Here is a 23,081-nt window from a genome sequence, read left to right on the forward strand (position 1 = left end):
TTAATTTATCGTTTAGAATTGCTATCTTAAGCAATAGTTTATGGGTCAAATCAATCGGAAGTTTAGCGAAAAGCAGTTCTTACTTTTTGTTGTTAACTATATTGCTGGATTTGGCTTTATTGCTACTGCTATCTCACTGTTTCGCTTAGGACCTTTTTCTTGGTTAATCTTTCTGCTTGTTAGCTTAGTTAGTTTAATTGTTACCTTATCATTCGCACGGCTTTCATCAATAGATAGTCAAAACTATGGTGGGCCTTATCTTTGGGCTAAGAAAGCGGTTGATAAAGAGAAGATAGCAGGGAGAATGTTTAGCTTTTTTACGGGGTGAAATAACTTTATCATTGGTCCTCTTTCAGCAGCAACTGCACCACTTTTTATCCTCAATTCCTTTAGTGGTATTGATGGGATTAGAGGTAACTTAGTTAACACTTGAATCCTAATTGCAATAGGTTTTTCTTTTTATGTATTACTAGCATTTATCTCAACCAAAGGAACCTCACTAAACAAGAAACTAATAGCACTATTTGCTTCAGTAAAGTGGATTGTGATCCTCTCAGCACTAATAGTAGCAATCTATGTTATTGCTAGAGATGGTAATGGTTATAGTCAAAACAATAACTTAGAAAGTGGTTTTTTTGGGAGAAGAGAGATTAGTTTTGCACAGATAGCAACGGTATTTATTACCTTCTTTTATTCTTATGCAGGGGTTGAAGATATCTCAGTGATGACTCCTGATGTTAAAACTAATAACTTTAGAAAGATATTAATTGTCTCTTTTATAGCAGTTTTCCTCTTTTATTTCATTGGGATTATTATTCTAAATGGTTTGCAAAACATTGCTCAAAGAGGTGGGGAAGCCAATTCAATTGGTAATGTAGCGGATATCTTTAAAAAAGCTGCTGGGCTTGGGACTTTAATCTTTTATGGAGTTGGAGCATTGTTTAACAATGTCTCAACCAGACTTTCAACTATTATTGCCAACTCCAGAAAGATTCTTCCGCTTGCTTATGATAACTATTTACCTAGTTTCTTTTACAAGCAAAACAAAAAAGGTGAGTTTCAGAATGCAATTTGGTTTACCTTTGGTACTACTTTAATTGCAATGACTTTGCTTGTCTTTATCCCTTTAGTTGCTTCTAACTTTGATTTTGATAATGCTACTGAGTATGCAGCATCTGTTGGCTCAGCTGCAACTTTGCTACAATATATTTTTGTTTTTTTTATAATCTTTAAGTTTATCTATAAAAAAGAACCACTCTACCAGAAAAAATGGGTTAAAACAACTGAAGAATTATTGTTTTGTTTAGGAACAATTGTCATTGTTTTAATGTTGTTGGTTTATCTGTTTCCTGTTATAGATGGATTTTCAAAATGGGAAACTAAACACACATTAACAATTGTGTTATATGGGGTTTTAAGCCTGATAGGATTGGTACTTTTTTTGCTCCAAGAATACAAACATAAAAACAAGCAAAATGCAAACAAACAAACAACCCAAACAACAGTTTAGTGAAAAGCAATTCATTGCTTTTGTCTTTAACTATATTGCTGGATTTGGCTTTATATCAGTGGTGATGACCATGTTTGATGTTGGGCCATTTTCCTATCTTGTTTTAGGGTTAACTTCGTTTGCTATTTTAGGAGTTGTGCTTTCTTTTTCTCGCCTTTCAGTTCTCTGTGGTAATAGTGCTTATGGAGGGAGTTATTTAATTGCTAAAAAAGCAGTTGGTACTAACAGTAAAACAAAAAGGTTTTTTGTTTTTTTAAGTGGGTGGAATGTATCGTTAACAGGATCTTTTAACGGTGTTGTTATTCCAGCAGTATTAATCTTTTCCTTTGCAGATATTCCAGTAGTTAAAGCGAATAATAACATCATTATTGGCCTTTTAGTAGGTGGGTTTTTGTTGTTTGGCTTACTTACTTTTATCTCGTTATTTGGTTTAAAAATTAACAAGAAAGCAATCTTTTATTTTGCTGTTATTAAGTGGATAGTAGTAATAGGTGGGTTTATCTTAGGGATCTATTTAATTGGTACTACCAATGGTAAAGGTTTTGTTGAAAACAATTTAATTGGGACTAGGGAAAACATTGATTTTTTCAAGATTATCTTTATTAGTCTGGCTTTAACCATTGCTTTTGCAGGGACAGAGGATTTAGCTTCGATTACTCCTGATGTCAAGTCAAATAACTTAAGAAAGTGTTTTTTAATTGCCTTTGGGTGTGTTGTGTTACTTTACCTAGTTGGGTTTGTTATTATCAGTGGACTTGATGGGATTAGAGGTTATGGATTAGCATTAGGTAATAAAGATCCCAAGGCAATTAATAACTATGGATCTATCTACCGTTTGGTAGGAGGAGTTCCTTTACTTGTTATCTATGGACTTGGGTTACTTGTCAATTCCTTAGCATCACGCCTATCAATGACAATTACAACAGCTAGAAAATATGTAGCTTTAGCTCAAGATGGGTTTTTACCCTCTTTTTTAGCAAAAACTAATAAACATAATGAGTATCATCATGCAGTTTTAATTAGTAATCTAATGACTTTATTAGTGATGCTAATTATGGTAATAATCCCCTTTTTACCAGACCATAACAACAATAACAATAGTTTGTTTAATGCTATTGAACAGTTGGTTACAGTTACCATTGAAATGGCTGCAGCCATTTCTTTGATCCAATACTTTATTACCTTTATCTTCTTTTTTATGATCTTTGCTAAAAAGGAAAACCAGAAGTTAATTCCCTTGTGAGAAAAGGTTAGTTATGTAATTAGCTTTGCTTTGGTAAGTGTGTTGTTGTTTGTACCACTTTTCCCTTTTAATCAGTGAACAGTGTTTAACACCTTTAAGATAGTTGTTCTAATTTGTTTTTATCTACTTGGTGTTGGTTTTTTTGGTTATGCTGAATGGAAAAATAAAAACAAATACCAATTAATGAATAACAATAGCTAATCTACAGTTCATTAAGCGAAATTGCTTTTGAATCGGCAACAACAAACCCTTCTCCAACTCCCCCTCCCCTTCAACTTCCGCTTCCTCTTCTACCCCCCTCCCCACTTTTTCTAACATCAATGTTGGGGTTAAATCAATGATCACTCAACATTTAAATAAAGAAAACACCCGGTGGGTGTTTATACCTAACTTTTCACCTGACATCTGAACAGGAGCAGGGTATCGCAAACAAGGTAACAATAATGGCATCTCCTTGACCAGGTGAAACCTAGTAGTAGTAGCAACACGTTTAATCCCAATTCTTCTGATAATAAAGTCACTCAAGGTGGTGGCTCCCCAGCCAAAAAAACAACCACCTATCCTGCTTTACCAAACTCCATCAGTCCCACCAGTGACTGTTAAAATGTTTATTAAAAAAACAAAATAAAAAGCGGTTTTATACAATGTATAACCTGTCTAAAAGACAATTTCATGAAACAGTATTTAGATTTAGCTAGTTATGTTTTAGCAAATGGTAAAAAAAGAAAAAACCGTACAGATACAGATACTTTAAGTGTCTTTGGTTACCAGATGAAATTTGACCTTACTAATAGTTTTCCTTTATTGACAACTAAAAAGGTTAATTGGAAGGCAATTGTCCATGAATTGTTGTGATTTATTAAGGGTGATACCAACATTAAGTACTTAGTTGATAATGGGGTGAACATCTGAAATGAATGACCATATGAAAACTTTAAAAAATCACCAAGTTTTCAAAACGAAACACTCCAAGAATTTATCTTAAAGGTTAAAACTGATAATGAGTTTGCTAAACAATTTGCTGATTTGGGTCCTGTTTATGGCAAGCAATGACGTAATTTTAATGGTGTTGATCAACTCAAAAAAGTCATCCAAGAGATTAAAGAAAATCCCAACTCAAGAAGGCTAATTGTCTCAAGCTGAAACCCTAGTGAATTGGAAAAAATGGCATTGGCTCCTTGTCATTCACTCTTTCAGTTCTATGTTGAAGAAGATAAACTAAGCTTACAGCTTTACCAGCGCAGCGGTGATATCTTTCTTGGTGTCCCATTTAACATTGCATCTTACGCCTTACTTGTGTATTTAGTTGCTCATGAAACTAAGTTAAAACCTGGTTATTTTATCCATACACTAGGAGATGCACATATCTATGAAAACCACATTGAACAAATTAAATTACAACTAACAAGAACAACCCTAGACCCCCCTCAAGTGGTTTTGAAAAGTGATAAATCAATCTTTGCTTATAGTTTTGATGATATTGAGTTAGTTGGTTATAATTACCATCCATTTATCTATGGGAGGGTTGCAGTTTAATGCTAATTGCTATCTGAGCGATGACACAAGAAGGACTAATAGGTAATAACAACACTTTACCTTGGATGATTAAACAAGAGCTAGCTCACTTTAAAAAAACTACGTTATTTCAAGCTTTGTTAATGGGGAGAAAAACTTACGAATCACTCCCCAAGGTATTTGAAAAAAGAACAATATTTCTCCTTTCAAAAGATCAAAACTACCGTTTTGAAGAAAAGGGAAGTGAAGTGAAAGTTATTAATGATTTTTGACCACTAATTAAAAGTTACCAAGCAAATAAAGAAAAGGATTTGTTTATTTGTGGTGGAAAAAGTGTGTATGAACAGACCATTAATGAATGTGATCAGTTAATTGTTTCAATCATTAAAAAGAAGTATAAGGGTGATCAGTTTTTGAAGGTTGATCTCAGTAAATTTGTACTTAATGAAGTTGTAGAGTTTGAGGAATTTAATGTTAATTATTATAGAAAGAAACAACAATAAGAGATATGGCAGCTAACAATAAAAAGTACTTTTTAGAATCATTTTCCCCACTTGGGTATGTAAAGAATAATTTTCAGGGCAACTTACGTTCTGTAAACTGGAATTTGGTTGATGATGAGAAGGATTTGGAAGTGTGAAACAGGATTGTTCAGAACTTTTGGTTACCTGAAAAGATCCCTGTATCCAATGACATCCCCTCATGAAAGAAACTCTCAAAGGATTGACAGGATCTGATCACTAAGACCTTTACTGGTTTAACACTACTTGATACTATCCAAGCTACCATTGGTGACATCTGTCAAATTGATCATGCTCTAACTGATCATGAGCAGGTTATTTATGCAAACTTTGCTTTTATGGTAGGGGTACATGCCCGTTCCTATGGAACGATCTTCTCAACTTTATGTACATCAGAACAGATTAACGCTGCTCATGAGTGGGTTGTAAACACTGAAAGTCTCCAGAAAAGAGCAAAGGCATTAATCCCTTACTATACGGGCAATGACCCGTTAAAATCAAAGGTAGCAGCAGCTTTAATGCCTGGGTTTTTACTGTATGGTGGGTTTTATTTGCCTTTTTACTTGTCATCAAGAAAACAACTACCAAATACATCTGATATTATCCGCTTAATCCTTCGTGATAAAGTGATCCATAACTATTACAGTGGTTATAAATACCAACGTAAACTAGAAAAACTCCCTTTAGCAAAACAAAAGGAGATGAAAGCATTTGTTTTTGAACTAATGTATCGGTTAATTGAACTTGAAAAGGACTATTTAAAAGAGCTTTATGAAGGGTTTGGAATTGTTGATGATGCCATTAAGTTCAGTGTTTACAATGCTGGTAAGTTTTTACAGAACTTAGGTTATGACTCCCCGTTTACTGCAGCAGAAACCAGGATTAAACCAGAGATTTTTGCCCAACTATCAGCACGTGCTGATGAAAACCATGACTTTTTCTCAGGAAACGGTTCGTCGTATGTGATGGGAGTTAGTGAAGAGACAAATGATGATGATTGGAACTTTTAAGTTATGCATAAAGATATCAAACTAGTTAAGGAAACTGAAATTAGAAAACCAATTGGTTCTCCTTTTATTGTCTATTTTTCATCTATCTCCAACAACACCCACCGTTTTATTGAAAAACTGGGTTTTCAACACAAAAGAATCCCAGTTGATATAACCCAAAGCATTACTGTAAGTAATGAGTATGTTTTAATCTGTCCAACTTATAGTGGTGGGGGTAACCAGGTTGAAGGAGCGGTACCCAAGCAAGTTATCCAGTTTTTAAATAACAAGCATAACAGGGAGTTATGCAGAGGAGTTATTGCATCTGGTAACACTAATTTTGGAGATACTTTTTGTCTTGCAGGAACTGTTATTTCCAAAAAACTAAACGTCCCTTTGTTGTATCAGTTTGAACTTTTGGGAACAAAAAATGATGTAGAACAAACCCAAAAAATAATTGCCAATTTCTTTCAAAACAGCAACTAGTATTTATAGTTATCCACTATGACATCCAAAGAAAAAATCCCTACTTTTAATACTGAAGAAGATGTTGAAAGTTACATTTCTTTTAATGCCCAAGCCAAAATCTATGATGATTTTGCAATCGATTTACAAGCAGTTGAAAGCTATATTCAAGAGCATGTAAAACCCAAAACTAAGGTCTTTCATTCCACCAAAGAACGCCTTGATTTTCTGATTAAGAACGATTATTATGATGAGAAGATCATCAACATGTACAGTTTTGAACAGTTTGAAGAGATCACCCATAAAGCATATTCATACCGCTTTCGTTATGCTAACTTCATGGGAGCATTTAAGTTCTATAATGCCTATGCTTTAAAGACATTTGATGGTAAGTACTACTTGGAAAACTATGAGGATAGGGTGGTGATGAATGTATTGATGTTAGCTAATGGTAACTTCAATAAGGCATTAAAACTCTTAAAACAGATTATCCTTAACCGTTTTCAACCAGCAACCCCTACCTTTCTTAATGCTGGTAGAAAGAAACGTGGTGAATTTGTTTCATGTTACCTGTTAAGGATTGAAGATAACATGGAATCAATAGGTAGAGCGATAACAACTACACTACAACTATCAAAACGTGATGGGGGAGTAGCACTTTTGCTTTCCAACTTACGTGAAGCGGGAGCGCCCATCAAAAAGATAGAAAACCAATCATCAGGGATTATCCCAATTATGAAATTGTTAGAGGACTCTTTTTCCTATTCCAACCAACTTGGACAAAGACAAGGAGCGGGAGCGGTGTATCTCCATTGTCACCATCCTGATGTTATGCAGTTTTTAGATACTAAAAGGGAAAATGCTGATGAGAAGATCAGAATTAAATCACTCTCCTTAGGACTTGTGATTCCAGATATCACCTTCCAATTAGCAAAAAATAACGAGATGATGGCACTTTTCAGTCCATATGATATCTATCAGGAGTATGGTAAGGCTTTATCTGATATCTCAGTAACTGAGATGTATTATGAATTGCTTGAAAACCAACGCATTAAAAAGACCTTTATTAGTGCTAGAAAGTTCTTTCAAACAATTGCTGAACTCCACTTTGAAAGTGGTTATCCCTACATCTTGTTTGATGATACAGTTAACAGGAGAAATGCCCACAAAAACAGGATAGTAATGTCTAACCTTTGCAGTGAAATTGTCCAACCATCTTTACCTTCTGAATTCTATTCAGACCTTACTTTTAAAAAGGTAGGTAGTGATATTAGCTGTAACTTGGGGAGTTTAAATATTGCTAGAGCAATGGAAAGTGGTAGTGAGTTAGCTGAATTGATTCAACTAGCAATTGAATCACTGGATTTAGTGTCAAGGATCAGTAGTTTAGAAACCGCTCCTTCCATTAAAAAAGGTAATTCAGAAAACCATGCGTTGGGATTAGGAGCGATGAACTTACATGGATTTTTAGCAACAAATGCTATCTATTATGATTCAAAGGAAGCGGTTGATTTTACTAACATCTTTTTTTATACAGTAGCATACCATGCGTTTAGTGCTTCCAATAAATTAGCATTGGAACTAGGTAAATTTAAAGACTTTGAAAATACTAAATTTGCTGATGGTAGTTACTTTGATAAGTACACTAAGGTAGCTAGTGACTTTTGAACATGTAAAACAGAAAAAGTTCAAGCCCTTTTTGATAAATACCAAGTAAAAATTCCAACTCAGGAAAATTGGAAGCAATTGGTAGCAAGTATCCAAAAAGATGGACTTGCAAACTCCCATTTAATGGCTATTGCCCCAACTGGATCTATCTCATATCTCTCTTCATGTACCCCTTCACTTCAACCAGTAGTATCTCCTGTTGAAGTGAGAAAAGAAGGGAAGTTAGGACGGATTTATGTCCCTGCTTATAAGCTTGATAATGATAACTATCAGTACTTTAAAGATGGTGCTTATGAACTGGGCTTTGAACCTATTATTAACATAGTAGCAGCAGCCCAACAACATGTTGATCAAGCAATCTCTTTAACCTTGTTTATGACTGATAAAGCTACCACCAGAGATCTCAATAAAGCTTATATTTATGCTTTTAAAAAGGGTTGTAGTTCTATCTATTATGTCAGAGTAAGACAAGATGTTTTAAAAGATAGTGAAGATCACACTATTAAAATCAAGGATTGTGAGGTTTGTTCTATCTAACTATTAAAGCAGTTAGAATTTGTTAGAATTACTTGTTTTAAAACTATCTTAATCCCTAATATATAAATTAGAAAGGCAACGGTTTTGAGAAGATGCATGCTATTGTGGTTTGTGGTGCTAAGCAGTATTTAGTCCATGAAAACGAGTCTATTTTTGTTGAAAAATTAGCTGGTAAAGTTGGTCAGGAGATCCAACTTGATAAGGTATTGATGCTTGATGAAAAGATAGGCAAACCTTACCTTGAAAAAGCTAAGGTTGTTTGTGTGATTGAAAAACACGGTTTAAAATCGAAAATTAAACTAATTAAACACATCTCCCAAAAACACCACCTCAAGCGTTATGGCCACCGTCAACCCTACACCAAACTAAAAGTGGTACGCTTTATCCATGATTAAGATTAATATCTCCCAAAACTTTCTAGTTGCAAAAGGTCATGCTTTGTTTGCTGAGAAGGGTAAGGACATAGTTTGTGCTGCAATTAGTGGAATTATCTTTGGGGGGGTGGCTTGGTTTGAACCTGATAAGATTGAATTTACTGAAAATAAATTAGTACCTAGTATAGCACTGAAACTCATTGACCCAACCCCTAATGTAGCAGTTGCTTTTAGTGTTATTACAGTACAATTAAAAGCAATAGCCAATTCCTATCCTAATCACATAGTTATCAATGAAGAGAGTTATGAGTAAAAACAGTTACTGCTACCAAATTAACTTACAGTTTTTCGCTTCCAAAAAAGGGGTTGGTTCCACTAAGAATGGACGTGATTCACATTCTAAGCGCTTGGGCGCTAAGAAGGCAGATGGTCAGATGATTAGAGTTGGTCAGATTATCTATAGACAAAGGGGAACTAAGATCTTTGCAGGACAAAATGTTGCAATGGGTAGTGATAACACCCTCTTTGCTTTGAGCGATGGCATTGTCCGCTTTCAAAAGTTTGGTAGTAAACAAAGCAAAACCCGGGTTAACATCATCAAACACCAACTAAATGCCTAAGCTACTGGGTAGCTTTATTAGCTTTAAAGCCCCCAATTACTTTGTTCAAAGTGCTCAGGATGCAATTGCTATTGATGCAACTGCTCTAATGGTATTTTTAGGTCCACCCCATTCTGCTTACCGTGTTCCTTTTAACAAGATGCAGTTTAGTTTGGGCTATGAGTTGTTAAAAACAAAGAATATTAATAGTAATGGTTTGGTTGTTCATGCTCCATATATCATTAACTGTGCATCAAAAGACCCACTAAAACAGCAGAATGCTATCAGTGTTTTAACCAATGAGATTCAGCTTTGTAACTTGGCTGGTGCTCACTATTTAGTTTTGCATCCAGGTTCTGCAGTAGCCCAAACAACCAACGAAGCATTAGATAACCTGGTTAAAGTACTCAATCAAGTTATCAATAAAACCAAAACAACAGTTATTTGCCTTGAAACAATGGCTGGTAAGGGTAATGAGATAGGCAGAGACTTAACTGAGTTGAAATATGTTATTGACAGGATCGTTGATAAAGATAGGATCGGGGTTTGTCTTGATACCTGTCACTTCCATGATAGTGGGATTGACTTTAGTGATCTAACTGGTGTTTTTAACACCATTACAACTAAACTTGGTTTTGAGTTTCTCAAAGTAATCCATTTAAATGAATCTAAAAATAATTGTGGTTCTAAAAAAGATAGGCATGCTAATATCAATGCTGGGATGATTGGTTTTGAGAACTTAATGAAGTTCATTAGTCACCCCCAAATTAAGGATTTACCTATTATCTTAGAAACCCCTTCAACTAGTTTAAACTACCCAACTATTTACCGTGAAGAGATTAGTCAAATCCGCAGCTGATTTAAAACTTACCAACCAGATGCTAACTAGTTATGTGAAGGTATTAGAACAAAACAATCTGCGCTTAACAAAACCGCGGATTGCTTTATTAAAGTGTTTAATTGAACACCAAGATTGGCATAATCTCTCCCAAATTAAAACCCACCTTGATTTAGCCAATCAACCCTCAACACTCGCTTCTATCTACAACAACTTAAGAATCCTAGCTAAACTTAAACTGATTAACATCTTTGTAGATCCAGAGCGGTTTGAAACTTACTATTGCCTGCGCCATGCAGAGCATAACCATATCTATCTTTTTGATGAAGTTAAACAGCAGTTTTTTACCTTACCTTTAACAGATGGCCAAATTAAAACATTGCTTGAAACCCAAAACCATACCAGTAAGGTAAAGCTTAATGATTTTTATATTGTTGCTAGGGGTGAGATAAACAATGATTAACAAACCAAACCAATTTTTAAACCACCTTGATGGCTTAAAGCAACATTTTTCTGATTATGATTCACTACAAAAATCCTTTAAGAAATATCTATCAGAAAATCAAACTGAACTTAACAATTTCTTTTTTAACCAGTTTGAAAAGATCATTGTTCTGGTCAAAAAAAAGGAGTTTAAAACTGCTCAAGAGAGGTGTGAAGAGGAGTTAGCTACCCCTTATTTTTCAAAGCCATTGGTTGGTTTTTTCCAATCACTATTACAACTAATTAACCATGATCTCATCGAACAGAAAAACCAACAGTTAGCTAACATGAGTTGTGAAAAAATTGTGGAGATGGTGTTAAGTGATTACCCCAATAAACTTAACTTAATCCACTATTTGTTAGCAAAAGAAGCGAGTTTTGTAAACCCTAACCTTTTACAGCGGATGACTTTTGTGTTAACTGATCTTGAACTGTTAGAGTTAAAGCGTTTCTCTTTTTTTAAAGCCCTTAACCAGATACCTGCTTTTAAAAACCACAAAGTAACATACTTTAACAGCAAACTCAAACAGAAGTTTGTAATAACATTAGGTGAATTTGCTTTCCCCCAAACTGATAAAACCAAACAGTTTTTCCAACAACTAATTAAAAAAGTAAGTCAACTGTTTTTAAAAGAACCTGTTAGTTGTGAATTTGCTTATGAAATTATTGATGCATTACTCGTCAGTTTTTTTCCACTCCATCCTAATTTAGAAGTAAACCACTTAGCTAAAAAGATCCACCAGTATGTTAGTAAGATTGTCATTAATGAAGTTGTTGATCTGAAAGATCCAACCACTAAACTAATTGTTGATACACTTTATGAACAGTTAGATAGAGCAATTGGTGAGGAAAATTAAAATTAAGTTAGCACTAGTAGATACAAAAGATGAAGTTATACAAAGTTCTTAACAGTAAAACAACTGATAAAAGTCTTTGTTTGGAAGTTGAGATTGATCCAAATTACTGACAAGCTACCCAAAAAAAACTAGTAGGTGAAATGGCTAAATCGATAAAAATTAAGGGTTTTCGTCCCGGTAAAATCCCCCCTAATTTAGCCAGTCAGTCGATTAATAAAGCTGAATTAATGCAAAAAAGTGCCCAAAACGTCATGAACAGTATTTATGAATCAGTTCAACAAGAAGAGATCGTTGCTAGTAATGATAATGTCATTGATGATTATCCTACCATTGATTTCAAAACGATCACTGAACAAAACTGTGTACTTTTGTTTTACTTTGATCTGATCCCTAACTTTCAACTCCCTGATTACAAAAAGATAAAAGATTTAACACCACTTACCAAGTTAACTGAAGCTGAATTTAACAACGAAATTGAAAAGCTGGCAAAAACTAAAAGCACAATGGTAGATGTTAGTGATAAAAAACTAGCTAATGGTGATATTGCTATCATTGATTTCACTGGGATAGTTGATAACAAAAAACTAGCATCAGCTTCAGCACAAAACTATGAATTGACAATTGGTTCAAATAGCTTTATTAAGGGTTTTGAAACCGGGTTAATAGCAATGAAAGTTAACCAGAAAAAAACTTTAGCACTAACTTTTCCTAGTGATTATCATGTTAAGGAGTTGCAATCAAAACCAGTTACATTTGAAGTAGTTTTAAAAGCAATTAAAAAACTGGAATTCACCCCAATGGATGAAACTAATTTCAAATCCTTTCTCCCTGAACAATTCCAAAGCTTTACTTCTCTAAAGGCATTTAAGAGTTATTTTCATAAGCTAATGGAAAACAAAAAACAAGAGACAATTCTCCAGGAGAATAACCAAAAAATTCGTCAGTTCTTACTTACTAATACCAAACTTCCTTTTCTTCCAGAAGCGTTAATTAAACTAGAAGCTAACCGCTTGTTAAAGCTCCAGCAAAGCCAAGCTGAACAATATAAAATCCCCTTTGAAAAACTCTTAAGTGCTTCTAATATCACCCTAACAGAGTTACAAGATCGCAACATAAAAGAAGCTAAGGAAAATGTTACCTTTGCTTTGGTAATGAAAAAGATAGCTGACATTGAAAAGATTAAGGTTGATAATAACAAGATTAAAGCTGAAATTGAAAATGTTATTGCTGTTGAATATCCCTTTGCTAGTGATGAAATGAAAAAACAACTCTTTTTTAATATGGAACAACAAAAGGAGTTTGTGGAATCAATTATCATCAACAGATTAACAACAACTAAAATCGTTAGCTATTCAACTCATTAGCACTCAAAGCTTGTGAGTGCTAAGAAATGTGTTAAAATTTATTGAAATTCCCTAATTAACTTTTAAATATGCCCGTTACGAAGAAAAGTCAGATCTTAGTAGTTAGAGGTCAAGTCATTTTTCCTTTTGTTCCCTTTAGTTTGGATGTTGGCAGGCCCCGTTCGCGTAAGATCATCAAAGCGCTTAAAACTCTGAAAACCAAACGTTTGGTTTTAGTAACCCAAAAGTTTACTGGTGAACAAAACCCTGAGTTTAATGACATCTATCATGTCGGTACACTCTGTGAGATTGATGAGATAGTTGATGTTCCAGGGGTTGATAGTAAAACAGTAGACTACCGTATTAAAGGCAGAGGTTTACAACGGGTTTTAATTGAAAAATTCTCAGATGCAGATATTAATGAAGTTAGTTACCAATTACTTAACTCCACAGTTAAAGATGAAGCTAATGTTGACAGGTTCTTACAGCGAATCTTTCCTGAAAAAGAAGAAATTGAACAGTTAATGGAAGGAGCTGAGAAGTTTTTAGAACTTGAAAACATCAGCAAAACAGTTAATGTTCCTAAGGGTTTAAAGCAACTTGATATTATCACCTTTAAACTGGCTAATCTTGTCCCTAACACTGAAAGTATTAAACAAGCTATCTTAGAGGAAAATGAGATAGCAAACCGATTGGAAAAGATTATCCAAGCAGGGATTGAAGATTTACAGAAGATCCAAGATTATGGTAGATCTAAAAACAAGGAAACTGAGTTTGATAAACTTGACAGTAAAATTACCCGCAAAATTAACGAACAACTCTCAAGACAACAACGTGATTTCTATCTTCGTGAAAAGCTAAGAATTATCCGTGAAGAGATAGGGATTAGTTCCAAAAAAGAGGATGAAGTTGCTAGTATTAGAAAGAAACTGGATGAAAACCCTTACCCTGAAGCCATTAAAAAACGGATTTTAAGTGAACTTGAACACTATGAAAACTCTTCCTCCTCTTCCCAAGAATCAACCTTAACCAAAACTTACATTGATACGCTTTTAAACCTGCCTTGATGACAAAAGAGCAAAGATAACAGTGATGTTAAAAACTTAATTAAGACGTTAGATAAAAACCACACTGGTTTAGATAAGGTTAAAGAAAGGATTGTTGAGTATTTAGCAGTACAACTAAGAACCCAAAAAAACAAAGGTCCTATTATGTGTTTAGTAGGTCCTCCTGGGGTTGGTAAATCAAGTCTAGCTAAGTCTATTGCAGAAGCATTAGATAAGAAGTTTGTCAAGATCTCATTAGGGGGAGTACATGATGAATCGGAAATCAGAGGTCACCGTAAAACTTACTTAGGTTCTATGCCAGGAAGGATTTTGAAAGGGATGACCCGTGCTAAGGTAATTAATCCCCTCTTTTTACTTGATGAAATTGATAAGATGACCTCCTCCAACCAAGGTTATCCTTCAGGTGCTTTACTTGAAGTATTAGATCCAGAGTTAAATAATAAGTTTAGTGATAACTATGTTGAAGAAGATTATGATCTTTCTAAAGTAATGTTTATCGCTACTGCAAACTACATAGAAGATATCCCTGAAGCTTTACTTGATAGGATGGAGATAATTGAACTCACTTCCTATACAGAACAAGAGAAGATTGAGATAGCAAAAAACCACTTAATTAAGCGTTGCCTTGAGGATGCTGATCTTAACAGTGAAGAATTGAAGTTCACTGATGAAGCAATCAGCTACATCATTAAGTTTTACACAAGAGAAGCGGGGGTTAGACAATTAGAACGATTAATCCAACAAGTTGTAAGAAAGTACATAGTAGCAATGCAAAAAGATGGCATCAAACAAGAAACGATTGATGTAAACGCTGTTAAAAAATACCTTAAGAAGGAGATCTTTGATCACACTATGCGTGATGAAGTGTCTCTACCTGGAATTGTCAACGGGATGGCATACACCCCAACTGGAGGGGACTTACTTCCCATAGAAGTTACCCATGTTGCTGGTAAAGGAGAGTTGATCTTAACTGGTAATTTAAAGCAAACAATGCGAGAAAGCGCTAATGTTGCTTTAGGCTATGTAAAAGCTAATGCAGAGCGTTTTAACATTAATCCTAGTTTGTTTAAAAAGATTGATATTAACATCCATGTTCCAGGTGGGGGAATTCCTAAGGATGGACCTAGTGCTGGTGCTGCTTTGGTAACTGCAATCATCTCATCATTAACTGGTAAGAAAGTAGATCCTACAGTGGCTATGACAGGAGAGATCACTTTAAGAGGCAAAGTGTTGGTTATTGGTGGGGTGAAAGAAAAAACTATCTCAGCTTACCGCGGTGGGGTTACAACTATCTTTATGCCTGAGAAAAACGAGCGCTATTTAGATGAAGTACCCAAAGAGATAGTAGATAAACTTAACATTATCTTTGTTAAGGAATACAGTGATATCTACAACAAGCTTTTCAGTTAGTCTTTAACTAGGTTTTGGACATATTTTAAGGTAATTAAATAGGCCTGTTTTAAGTTGCTTTTAGCTAGTTTTACTAGTTGATCAATCTCAATTCCCCCACTCCACTGTTCCTGTTTACGGTTAGGTTCTAGTTTATCTGCTAAATAAACAATCATATCTAGCTTGCTAACTTGTTTTGGTGGGATGGTGTGGTTTTTGATGGCATTAATAATCATTTTATCTTTAACACCAAATCAGTTTTTTAAGATATAAGCCCCCACATAGCTATGTAATACTTTTCAACTTGGGTAGTTAGTTATCTTCAGTTCACTAGTTGCAATGTTAACTAACTGATCAACTGGTAGTTGTTTGGCCAAGTCATGATAAGCCCCAGCAACAAATGCTCTTTTAGCATCTAGTTTGTTTGCAATTGCTAGTTGTTTTGCTAGTTTACCAACCCTTAAACAGTGTTGAAACCTCTTATCATCAACCATTGCTTTTAAAGTGGGAATTAGATAGAGGTGATTGGTATTGATGTAATTTAAAACTGCCAGTGGTATCAGTTTTTTTCTAGGTTGATTTAAAAGTTTACTTGAAGCGATTTCAAGTGGGCATTTAGCCAAGTATTTAACATTAAATTGGTTTGCTATTTTTTTATTAAAAGGATAAGGTTTTCGTTCATAACAAACAAACGTGCACAAATCTTTTAACTGTTGGATGTGATCTCACTTCTCAAGTTCATTTAATTTATCACTCCCTATTAAAAAATAGATTTCACTAGTTGGATAACAACTTTTAAAGTGGTTAACAGTATTAATTGAAAAAGCGTTTTTAGTTTTAATATCAAAATTGGAAACTAAAGCATTGTTGACTGATTTAATTGCTAGCTTTAACATAGCAATCCTATCCTTATTACTAGCATGAAAATTATTTTTAAAAATACCATTGTAAGTTGGTACAAAAAAAAGCTTTTGCGCTTTTATTTTTTTAATTGCATGTTTAGCAATGTAGAGATGGGCATTGTGAATAGGGTCAAAAGAACCACCAAAGATAATAATTTTTTGCTTCAAAAAAGATCTTAAAACATTTAATTCTAACTAAAATAATTGTGACACAAGAGCAATGATCCAAAAGGAGATGGAGATCTATAACCTCTTTACTTTTCAAATTGATCTTGATAAAAAACTGTTGTTTGAAAAATCAAATGATCAGAAGAATTATTCCAAGATTAGAACCCATTATTTCAAGCATAAATTCAAAAATAAAAGTGCTGTTTTTCTCAATAAAAACCTGATTAAAAATAGCTTAAATAAGGTTCTTTTAAACTTTTCTGATTTTGTTAGTGGTGCTGGAATTGATACAGTTTTTAACCAAATCATTGATGAAGATCCTGAGGTTTTAAACTATTTAAAGCAAGTTAAAAAAGATCTTTCCAAAGAAAACAACGCTACATCCCAACTAACCTTTAATGTAACTATTAACCCTAAAAACACCCTCGCCAATTTTTTTGAAGGATTTAATATTTATCTCCATTTTAATGAAGAAAACAATACAGTGATAGGTAGTTTCTCACTACAATGACACATCAAAAAAACTGATCTGTTTTCTGAAACAAAAAACATTGCCATTAACAATTTAATTCACACTTTTTGTAAGAACAACATGCATGAAATTAGTTTTATGCAGATCATTAATTGTTTTTCCAAAACAAAAATTAATAAACATGGTGAAATTGTTTTAAAAAGTTGTGCTTTTAAACAAAAATGACAAAATGTTGTTGCTGAAAAATACCCATTCTCAACTGCATCTAAAGATTTGGAGAAAATTAATGATTTTTTTGATGCTCTTTTTGTAATGCTATTATTGGTATGTCACCTCAATAAAAACCTGTTATGATTATGTGAAAAAACTGATTTTTTTGAATGAAAACCAAGTCAGAAAACTGCACTTTTTAAAGCTAATGATAGTGGAGCATACTTAGCTAGAATGCTGCTCTTTTTAAACGATTGGTACAACGAAAATCAAGCAATAACAACTGCTGACATTGAAAATGTTAATGAGGTTGAAGACATAGGAAAATTAGTTGAAAAATACAGCACTAATCAACCCCAAAAGTTATCGTTAAATTCAACAGTTTATGTATTACAAACAAAACAAAAACAGTTTTTTTTAAAAAATGATTTCTTTTTTAATAATAACGAAGCAAAGCTGTTTTTTCTAATAACTATGAAGCCCAATGTTTTTGGTCTTGATGATACAGCAATAGCAAATAACTTAAACCTTAAAAAAATTAGTGATTTTTTTAAAGAGATTGATTTTAATGATGAGGATATTCTAAATGACTTTAAACAAGAACAGGAAAAGTTATTGGTTAGAAGAACATTTAACCAACTGTTATTTATGAACAAAAATACTGAAATTCTCAGTGTTGTCAATGACAAGCAAAAGTCAGTAATCCATAACATTGTTTGAACCATTACTTATAGTAAAGCGATCATGTTAAAAGCCTTTGATTATTCCAAAGCCTTTGAAAAAAACCGAACGAGTGATCCTTCCTTATTGCGATCTAATTTAACTGTTATCAACCGCTTAAGATACCTCAGTGAATACTTTCAAAATGCCTCACTTAAGTATGATCTACTCTACACTAAGGCCAAACAATATATGCAAATTGATAAATTTATCAACGACATGATTCGCAAGGTAAACCATGAGGATGAAATCTTTGGCAAATTTAAAGAAAGAATTTATTTAAGTTTGGGAATTATTAGTGCGGTAGTGTTTGGCATAGTTGAATTTTTTAACTGTGTATGGACTATCTTAACTGTTAGTCAAGAAGTGGTTGATAAAAGTGTTTTGGATCCAAGGAATATTATCTTTATTAGTATAGGTACTATTTTGGTTTTATTTCTTTTGGTTACTATCTTGGTTTTTATGACAAGAAGACTTTATCTGTTTGAAATTAATAAAAAGCATAAAAATTAGGAATCATGAAATTCAATAAGTTAAACCTAAGTCATTGTATCTCTTTTTACATCTCAGAAGTTTCAGAAGTTTTCTTTGAAAGTATCAACCAACACCCTAGTCGTGATTTTGTTAATAACATTCTTCAAAAGATTAAAACTACTTTAAGTGAAGAAGAGCTTGAAAAGTTAAACAGTATTGAAGAAGTTACTAAGGATGAGAAGATTGTGATCATGCTCAACCATGTTTTGAAAAAGATTGTTTCTAAAACTGGTAGTTCTAAGTGTGACTTATTTAATGTAATCAAACAAGATAGGTTTAATTCTCCAGTGTATATCCAAAGTATTAATGCTTTTGAAAACAACCTTATTAACAATGAATTTGCTGAAAGAAGGTATGACTATTTGATTGAAGTTAATAAAAATTCATACCTTAAAAAATTTGTCAATTCGATCAGAATTTCCTTCTTCTTAGATTTAAGAGCACAAATTTTGTCAGGTTCATTTACCCTTAATTTAGTTAATAAGTCAATTGAAAAACAAAAAAAGACAGAAATTTTTAAAGATATTTTTGTTAATGCCTTAGTTAAGCATTTTATCTGTAATCAACTTTATCCTATCTCTTTAAATTCCTTTATTTTTGACAGTGAAAATCCTAGCAATAAACTCGCTCTAAAAGAACGGATTAAGCTTTTAAAAACAAACTGAAATTCCCTCTTTTTTGATAAGTTTTACAACTGTTTAAACAATAAAAATAAGCAGCAACTTCAAGAAACTAGTGATGAGATGTTTTATGCAGTGATTAACACTTATTTAATCATGTTAATCTCTGTTGAAGAGTTAAGGGTTTACTTTACAAGTAAAGAACCAGCACTGATTTTAAAGGTATTAGATAAAAAAAACACACTAAGAGAAGATCCTGATCAAAACCCTGAAACTGATTTGTATGAACTAATACAGTTTATAGAACAAAACTACTTAAAAAAAGATAAAAAAACCAGCTGAAATAAAAAAAAGGTACAGGATCTTGAACAGTTACTTGAAGAGATTAACAAGATTAATTTAGAAACAAAAAATGAATCTTTAGCTTACCCTGATGAGATAACAGAATTGGAAATTGATAATGATAATTTTGTCTCTACAAAACAAGTATTTAGAAACCAATTAGAATTACAACTTTTGCATGGGATTGTAATTAATCCTGAGAAGTATGGAATTGGCATGTGAAGTAGTTATTTTGCTGATTGAAGTGAGTACAAAAATTTAATAGAACAGATGCTCAATCCCAAAAGTGGTAATGATTTTTATCAGTTTGAAAAGGACATAGATGAAAGCATATGTCAAATTAACAAAAAATATCTAACTTTTATTAGCAGTGATAGTAATACCTTTTTAATAGTTAAAAATGATGATGTAAAAGTTATTTCTAACTATGTATGAGCACAACTTTTCTTTGAAACAAGAAGGTGAATTATCAATGACATTGAATTTGACTTGTATGAAAAAGGATTTGATAAAAGCCACTTTTCACGTAACATTGCTTTACTTGAAAGTCTCAGTTTTAGTTGATTAGATCCTTTTTATGGTTTGACATCAATTAAAGAGATCATGCAGAAAATAGATAGTAAAAGTAATCTTAAAACCTCGATTGAAGAGATGGTAAATAGGTTTAAACATGAGCAGCGAATTAATAAAAAGGACAATGAAAGGGTGTTGATGATTTTTGCTTATATTGCTGCTTTTGTAGTAGGATTTATCAATTTTTTCTCAATGGTCTTTACTATTCTCACTGTAAGTGATCTAAATGCTGGGCTTACTGTACCTAACATCATTGTAATCAGTATCGCTAGTGTTTTAGCTTTTATTTTGATTGTGATTGCTGTTTTATTTCGTTTTAAATGAAAACACATTAAGCACTAATAATGCAAATTAAAGTTATTAATGAAACAAATAAAACTGTTCAAATTTTTCAATGTGCTAAAGTAAAACATAGGGCATTAGCTTGATTGTGCGATGTATTTTTATTAGCTATTGTACTTGTGGTTATCTTTTTAATTACTCAAGCCTTTAGTGATAACCGTTTTCTTTTATTTTTAGTTTTAAGTTGTTCACAAACAATCCTGTGAACGGTTTATTTCATTTTTTTACCATTTTTTTGGGATGGTAAAACTTTGTTTCGCAACCTTTTGAAGATTAAGCTATTTGCTTTTGACAAAAGGTTTTTGAGAATAATGATCCATGAGTTGTTTTTATGGATTTTGCTTTCAGTTTTGTTTTTAGTGATTGCTAGTTATTTTTTTATTAACCAAAATAGCAGCGAAGCGCTTAATTTTTTCACTAATTTAGATAAGCCTAATGCAATAGCGATAACAATTAGAACCATAACAATTTTGATTAGTTTTTTACAACTGATTTTTATTGGTTATTTTTGTTTTAGTTCTGAAAAACAAGCTTTACAAGAGATACTGTCAAACACCTTTATGGTTCAAGAAAAACACACTTTAAAATCAAAACCAACTAGCTTAAAAACCAACAATCAACCTGATCCAGCTAATTTACCAGGCGTAATAGCTCTTGATGAAGTGGAAAAACTCATTAATTAATAACAATGAATGAACAACAAAAACAAGCAATTAGTTGTGGAAAAGGGGTTAATGTTGTTTATTCTGGAGCAGGTACTGGTAAAACAACAATTATTACTAATCGCTTTGCATACTTGGTTAATAAAGAAAAAGTTGATCCTAGCAGAATTTTAGCAATCACCTTTACTAAGAAAGCTGCTAAGGAGATGCAGTTTAGAATCTTGAAACTAATAGATAGTTCTTTAGCTGAGAAAACAAATATCTATACATTTCACAGCTTTTGCAATAAGTTTTTAATTCAAACATTAAAAAAGCGCTTTATCATCGATGATGATATTAGCTATTTCCTAAAGGAATTTTTAGCTGATTCAAAACTCGATATCAACCTAGCGAAACAAATTATTGATAACTTTAAAAATACTTTTGCTGATTTTGAAATAAATAAGTTGGATCAAGATGAAAGGTTAATTAGTTTATGTGAGCATTCACTTCTAAATAAAGATGAAGAATATTCCACTTTAAAAACCCAACTGATTAATGCATTCATTAGCTATGAAAAGAATAAGATATTAAACAATAAACTTGATTTTCATGATCTTTTAATTAAAACTTGTAATTTATTGAGTAATGATAATGATTTACTTAATCAGTGGAGTGAACAGTTTCAGCATATTTTAGTTGATGAATTTCAAGATACCAACCAAATCCAATATGAACTGATCAAGATGTTAGTAACTAAAAATAAAAACTTGTTTTTGGTAGGTGATAATAACCAGATGATTTACCGCTGAAGAGGGGCGGTAAACGGGATCATAACTGCTTTAAAGCATGACTTTAATGTTCCGAAAAGCAATGAATTCTTTATTAATCAAAATTACCGTTGCGATCAGAATATTTTAGCAGTTGCTAACCAAATTCTTTTAAAAATTATGGCCTATGAAAAACAAGTTAAAACTGAAAAAAATCTCTTGTTTTCAACTTTAAATTCTGATAAAAAACCTGTTTATTTTCAAGCTGAATCAGTTGAAAATCAAGCCAATTGGATCTTCAATAAAATCAAAGCACTAAACCAAACAGAAAAGATTAATTTTAAGGATATGGCCATCTTGTTTAGAAAGAACAGAGATATTACTACTATGGTTGAATTGATTGAAGCGGATGGAACAATTCCCTTACCTAAACAAAAGAGTTATTTTAACCAACTAGTAAAACTCCAGCGGGTTTTAATTGCGATTTCAACCAGAACAAATCTTGATATTAAAAGAGCTTTGCAAGCCCTAAAAATTTGATCAAATGATTTAAAGGAATTGTGAAAACAGAGTGATAAAACAAACCTATTTGATTTTCTTAAATGATCAGAATTAAATCAAAAAAACCATAGTTCAAAACTTAAAGCTACTGGTTATTTTAATCTGCTGATTAAGTTAGCAGAGGATCAGCAAATTAACCTTTTGTTTACTGAACTGTTTAAAAAACTCAAAGTGGATCAAACTATTGAAAATCTGCTTTGAAAAAAACTAACTGAATTTCAAAAAGATAAAACTGAATTTAGCTTATCAGAGTTTATTACTAGCTTAGCATTGGAATTTGACTCAATTATTGAAAACAGCAGTGATACAATCAATTTGCTAACCGTTCATGCAGCAAAAGGACTTGAGTTTGAAGCTGTATTTATTTATGGCATGAATCAAGGGGATTTTCCCTTATTTTTAAGTCAAAATCAAAATGACGAACAACATTTAATTGATGAATTAAAACTGTTTTATGTTGCTATCACAAGAGCAAAACGTTTTTTGTTTATCACTGCGGTTTTACAAATAAATAACAATTCTATAAAACCATCTAGTTTTTTAAATTACATCAATAAAAGTGAGTATTTAGACATTGCTACTATTAACTATGTATTAGAGCAGGATGATGATTTTTTTGATTCAACTAAAAAAACAGACTATACAAAGAAACTAAGAAAAGAAAGTTTAGACATTATAGTGGGTGATTTAGTTACTAGTAGATACTTTGGAAAAGGAGTTGTAGTTGAAGTGAGAGACAAAGAGGTTTTAGTAGCTTTTAAAGACACACGCTATGGGATGAAATGGATCTTAAAAAACCATAAATCACTAACAAAAGCTTTATATTAA

20 protein-coding genes and 1 pseudogene are annotated in these 23,081 nt (G+C 32.7%); 20 read left to right on the forward strand and 1 reads right to left on the reverse strand.

The features are described 5' to 3' along the window. Positions 1-40 precede the first annotated feature (40 nt). From MG_RS01325 to lon, 16 genes and pseudogenes are all read left to right on the forward strand, one after another. Positions 41-1,510, forward strand: a complete 1,470-nt coding sequence (locus MG_RS01325) for an APC family permease (RefSeq protein ID WP_010869383.1) — start codon at positions 41-43, stop codon at positions 1,508-1,510. After that, complete coding sequence (locus MG_RS01330; RefSeq protein ID WP_010869384.1) at positions 1,476-2,954, forward strand: APC family permease; 1,479 nt, start codon at positions 1,476-1,478, stop codon at positions 2,952-2,954. Before MG_RS01325 ends, MG_RS01330 begins: the two co-directional genes overlap by 35 nt. Positions 2,955-2,982: 28 nt before the next feature. Next, a pseudogene (locus tag MG_RS01335) lies at positions 2,983-3,350 on the forward strand (adhesin); the annotation flags it as partial. A 75-nt stretch (positions 3,351-3,425) separates the two neighbouring features. Next, on the forward strand, positions 3,426-4,289 hold the full coding sequence (locus tag MG_RS01340) for a thymidylate synthase (protein ID WP_010869385.1): 864 nt from the start codon (positions 3,426-3,428) through the stop codon (positions 4,287-4,289). After that, positions 4,289-4,771 (forward strand): dihydrofolate reductase, encoded by a 483-nt coding sequence (locus MG_RS01345; RefSeq protein WP_009885765.1) that lies wholly within the window; start codon positions 4,289-4,291, stop codon positions 4,769-4,771. The genes MG_RS01340 and MG_RS01345 overlap by 1 nt, the downstream gene beginning before the upstream one ends. Positions 4,772-4,776: 5 nt before the next feature. After that, the gene (gene nrdF, locus MG_RS01350; protein ID WP_009885766.1) at positions 4,777-5,799 is read left to right on the forward strand and encodes a class 1b ribonucleoside-diphosphate reductase subunit beta; all 1,023 of its coding nucleotides are present in this window, start codon (positions 4,777-4,779) and stop codon (positions 5,797-5,799) included. 3 nt (positions 5,800-5,802) lie between these two features. Continuing rightward, entirely contained in the window at positions 5,803-6,264 is a 462-nt protein-coding gene (gene nrdI, locus MG_RS01355) for a class Ib ribonucleoside-diphosphate reductase assembly flavoprotein NrdI (protein ID WP_010869386.1), read from the forward strand. 18 nt (positions 6,265-6,282) lie between these two features. After that, complete coding sequence (gene nrdE / locus MG_RS01360; RefSeq protein WP_009885768.1) at positions 6,283-8,448, forward strand: class 1b ribonucleoside-diphosphate reductase subunit alpha; 2,166 nt, start codon at positions 6,283-6,285, stop codon at positions 8,446-8,448. 92 nt (positions 8,449-8,540) lie between these two features. Next, positions 8,541-8,843 carry a 50S ribosomal protein L21 gene (gene rplU / locus MG_RS01365; protein ID WP_009885769.1) on the forward strand — a complete coding sequence of 101 codons (303 nt, stop codon included), beginning with the start codon at positions 8,541-8,543 and terminating at the stop codon, positions 8,841-8,843. Then, complete coding sequence (locus MG_RS01370; RefSeq protein WP_009885770.1) at positions 8,836-9,135, forward strand: ribosomal-processing cysteine protease Prp; 300 nt, start codon at positions 8,836-8,838, stop codon at positions 9,133-9,135. Before rplU ends, MG_RS01370 begins: the two co-directional genes overlap by 8 nt. Continuing rightward, positions 9,128-9,442: a 50S ribosomal protein L27 gene (gene rpmA / locus MG_RS01375; RefSeq protein WP_009885771.1), complete on the forward strand. Its 315-nt coding sequence runs from the start codon at positions 9,128-9,130 to the stop codon at positions 9,440-9,442. The genes MG_RS01370 and rpmA overlap by 8 nt, the downstream gene beginning before the upstream one ends. Further along, on the forward strand, positions 9,435-10,310 hold the full coding sequence (locus MG_RS01380) for a deoxyribonuclease IV (protein WP_009885772.1): 876 nt from the start codon (positions 9,435-9,437) through the stop codon (positions 10,308-10,310). The genes rpmA and MG_RS01380 overlap by 8 nt, the downstream gene beginning before the upstream one ends. Continuing rightward, positions 10,300-10,722, forward strand: a complete 423-nt coding sequence (locus MG_RS01385) for a Fur family transcriptional regulator (protein ID WP_009885773.1) — start codon at positions 10,300-10,302, stop codon at positions 10,720-10,722. Before MG_RS01380 ends, MG_RS01385 begins: the two co-directional genes overlap by 11 nt. Continuing rightward, the gene (locus MG_RS01390) at positions 10,715-11,599 is read left to right on the forward strand and encodes a DUF3196 family protein (protein WP_009885774.1); all 885 of its coding nucleotides are present in this window, start codon (positions 10,715-10,717) and stop codon (positions 11,597-11,599) included. The genes MG_RS01385 and MG_RS01390 overlap by 8 nt, the downstream gene beginning before the upstream one ends. A gap of 29 nt (positions 11,600-11,628) precedes the next feature. After that, positions 11,629-12,963 (forward strand): trigger factor, encoded by a 1,335-nt coding sequence (tig, locus tag MG_RS01395; RefSeq protein WP_009885775.1) that lies wholly within the window; start codon positions 11,629-11,631, stop codon positions 12,961-12,963. A 68-nt stretch (positions 12,964-13,031) separates the two neighbouring features. Beyond that, positions 13,032-15,419, forward strand: coding sequence for an endopeptidase La (gene lon, locus MG_RS01400; RefSeq protein WP_009885776.1), 2,388 nt, complete (start codon positions 13,032-13,034; stop codon positions 15,417-15,419). On the opposite strand, the gene MG_RS01405 is transcribed toward lon, so the two are convergent. Next, the gene (locus MG_RS01405) at positions 15,416-16,468 is read right to left on the reverse strand and encodes a nicotinate-nucleotide adenylyltransferase (RefSeq protein WP_010869387.1); all 1,053 of its coding nucleotides are present in this window, start codon (positions 16,466-16,468) and stop codon (positions 15,416-15,418) included. The two genes, lon and MG_RS01405, sit on opposite strands and share 4 nt — an antisense overlap. Positions 16,469-16,520: 52 nt before the next feature. Here MG_RS01405 and MG_RS01410 point away from each other — a divergent pair, with 52 nt between their 5' ends. Genes MG_RS01410 through MG_RS01425 form a run of 4 tightly spaced genes read left to right on the forward strand, consistent with a single transcriptional unit; the run spans position 16,521 to position 23,081 of the window. Beyond that, positions 16,521-18,383, forward strand: a complete 1,863-nt coding sequence (locus MG_RS01410) for an MPN337 family protein (protein ID WP_010869388.1) — start codon at positions 16,521-16,523, stop codon at positions 18,381-18,383. A gap of 5 nt (positions 18,384-18,388) precedes the next feature. Beyond that, a complete protein-coding gene (locus MG_RS01415) occupies positions 18,389-20,281 on the forward strand; it encodes an MPN338 family protein (protein ID WP_010869389.1) in 1,893 nt (630 codons plus the stop codon). 2 nt (positions 20,282-20,283) lie between these two features. Then, the gene (locus MG_RS01420; protein ID WP_014894004.1) at positions 20,284-20,964 is read left to right on the forward strand and encodes an RDD family protein; all 681 of its coding nucleotides are present in this window, start codon (positions 20,284-20,286) and stop codon (positions 20,962-20,964) included. A gap of 5 nt (positions 20,965-20,969) precedes the next feature. Further along, positions 20,970-23,081 (forward strand): ATP-dependent helicase, encoded by a 2,112-nt coding sequence (locus tag MG_RS01425; RefSeq protein ID WP_010869390.1) that lies wholly within the window; start codon positions 20,970-20,972, stop codon positions 23,079-23,081.

This window comes from Mycoplasmoides genitalium G37, from assembly GCF_000027325.1.
GTDB lineage: Bacteria > Bacillota_I > Bacilli_A > Mycoplasmatales > Mycoplasmoidaceae > Mycoplasmoides > Mycoplasmoides genitalium.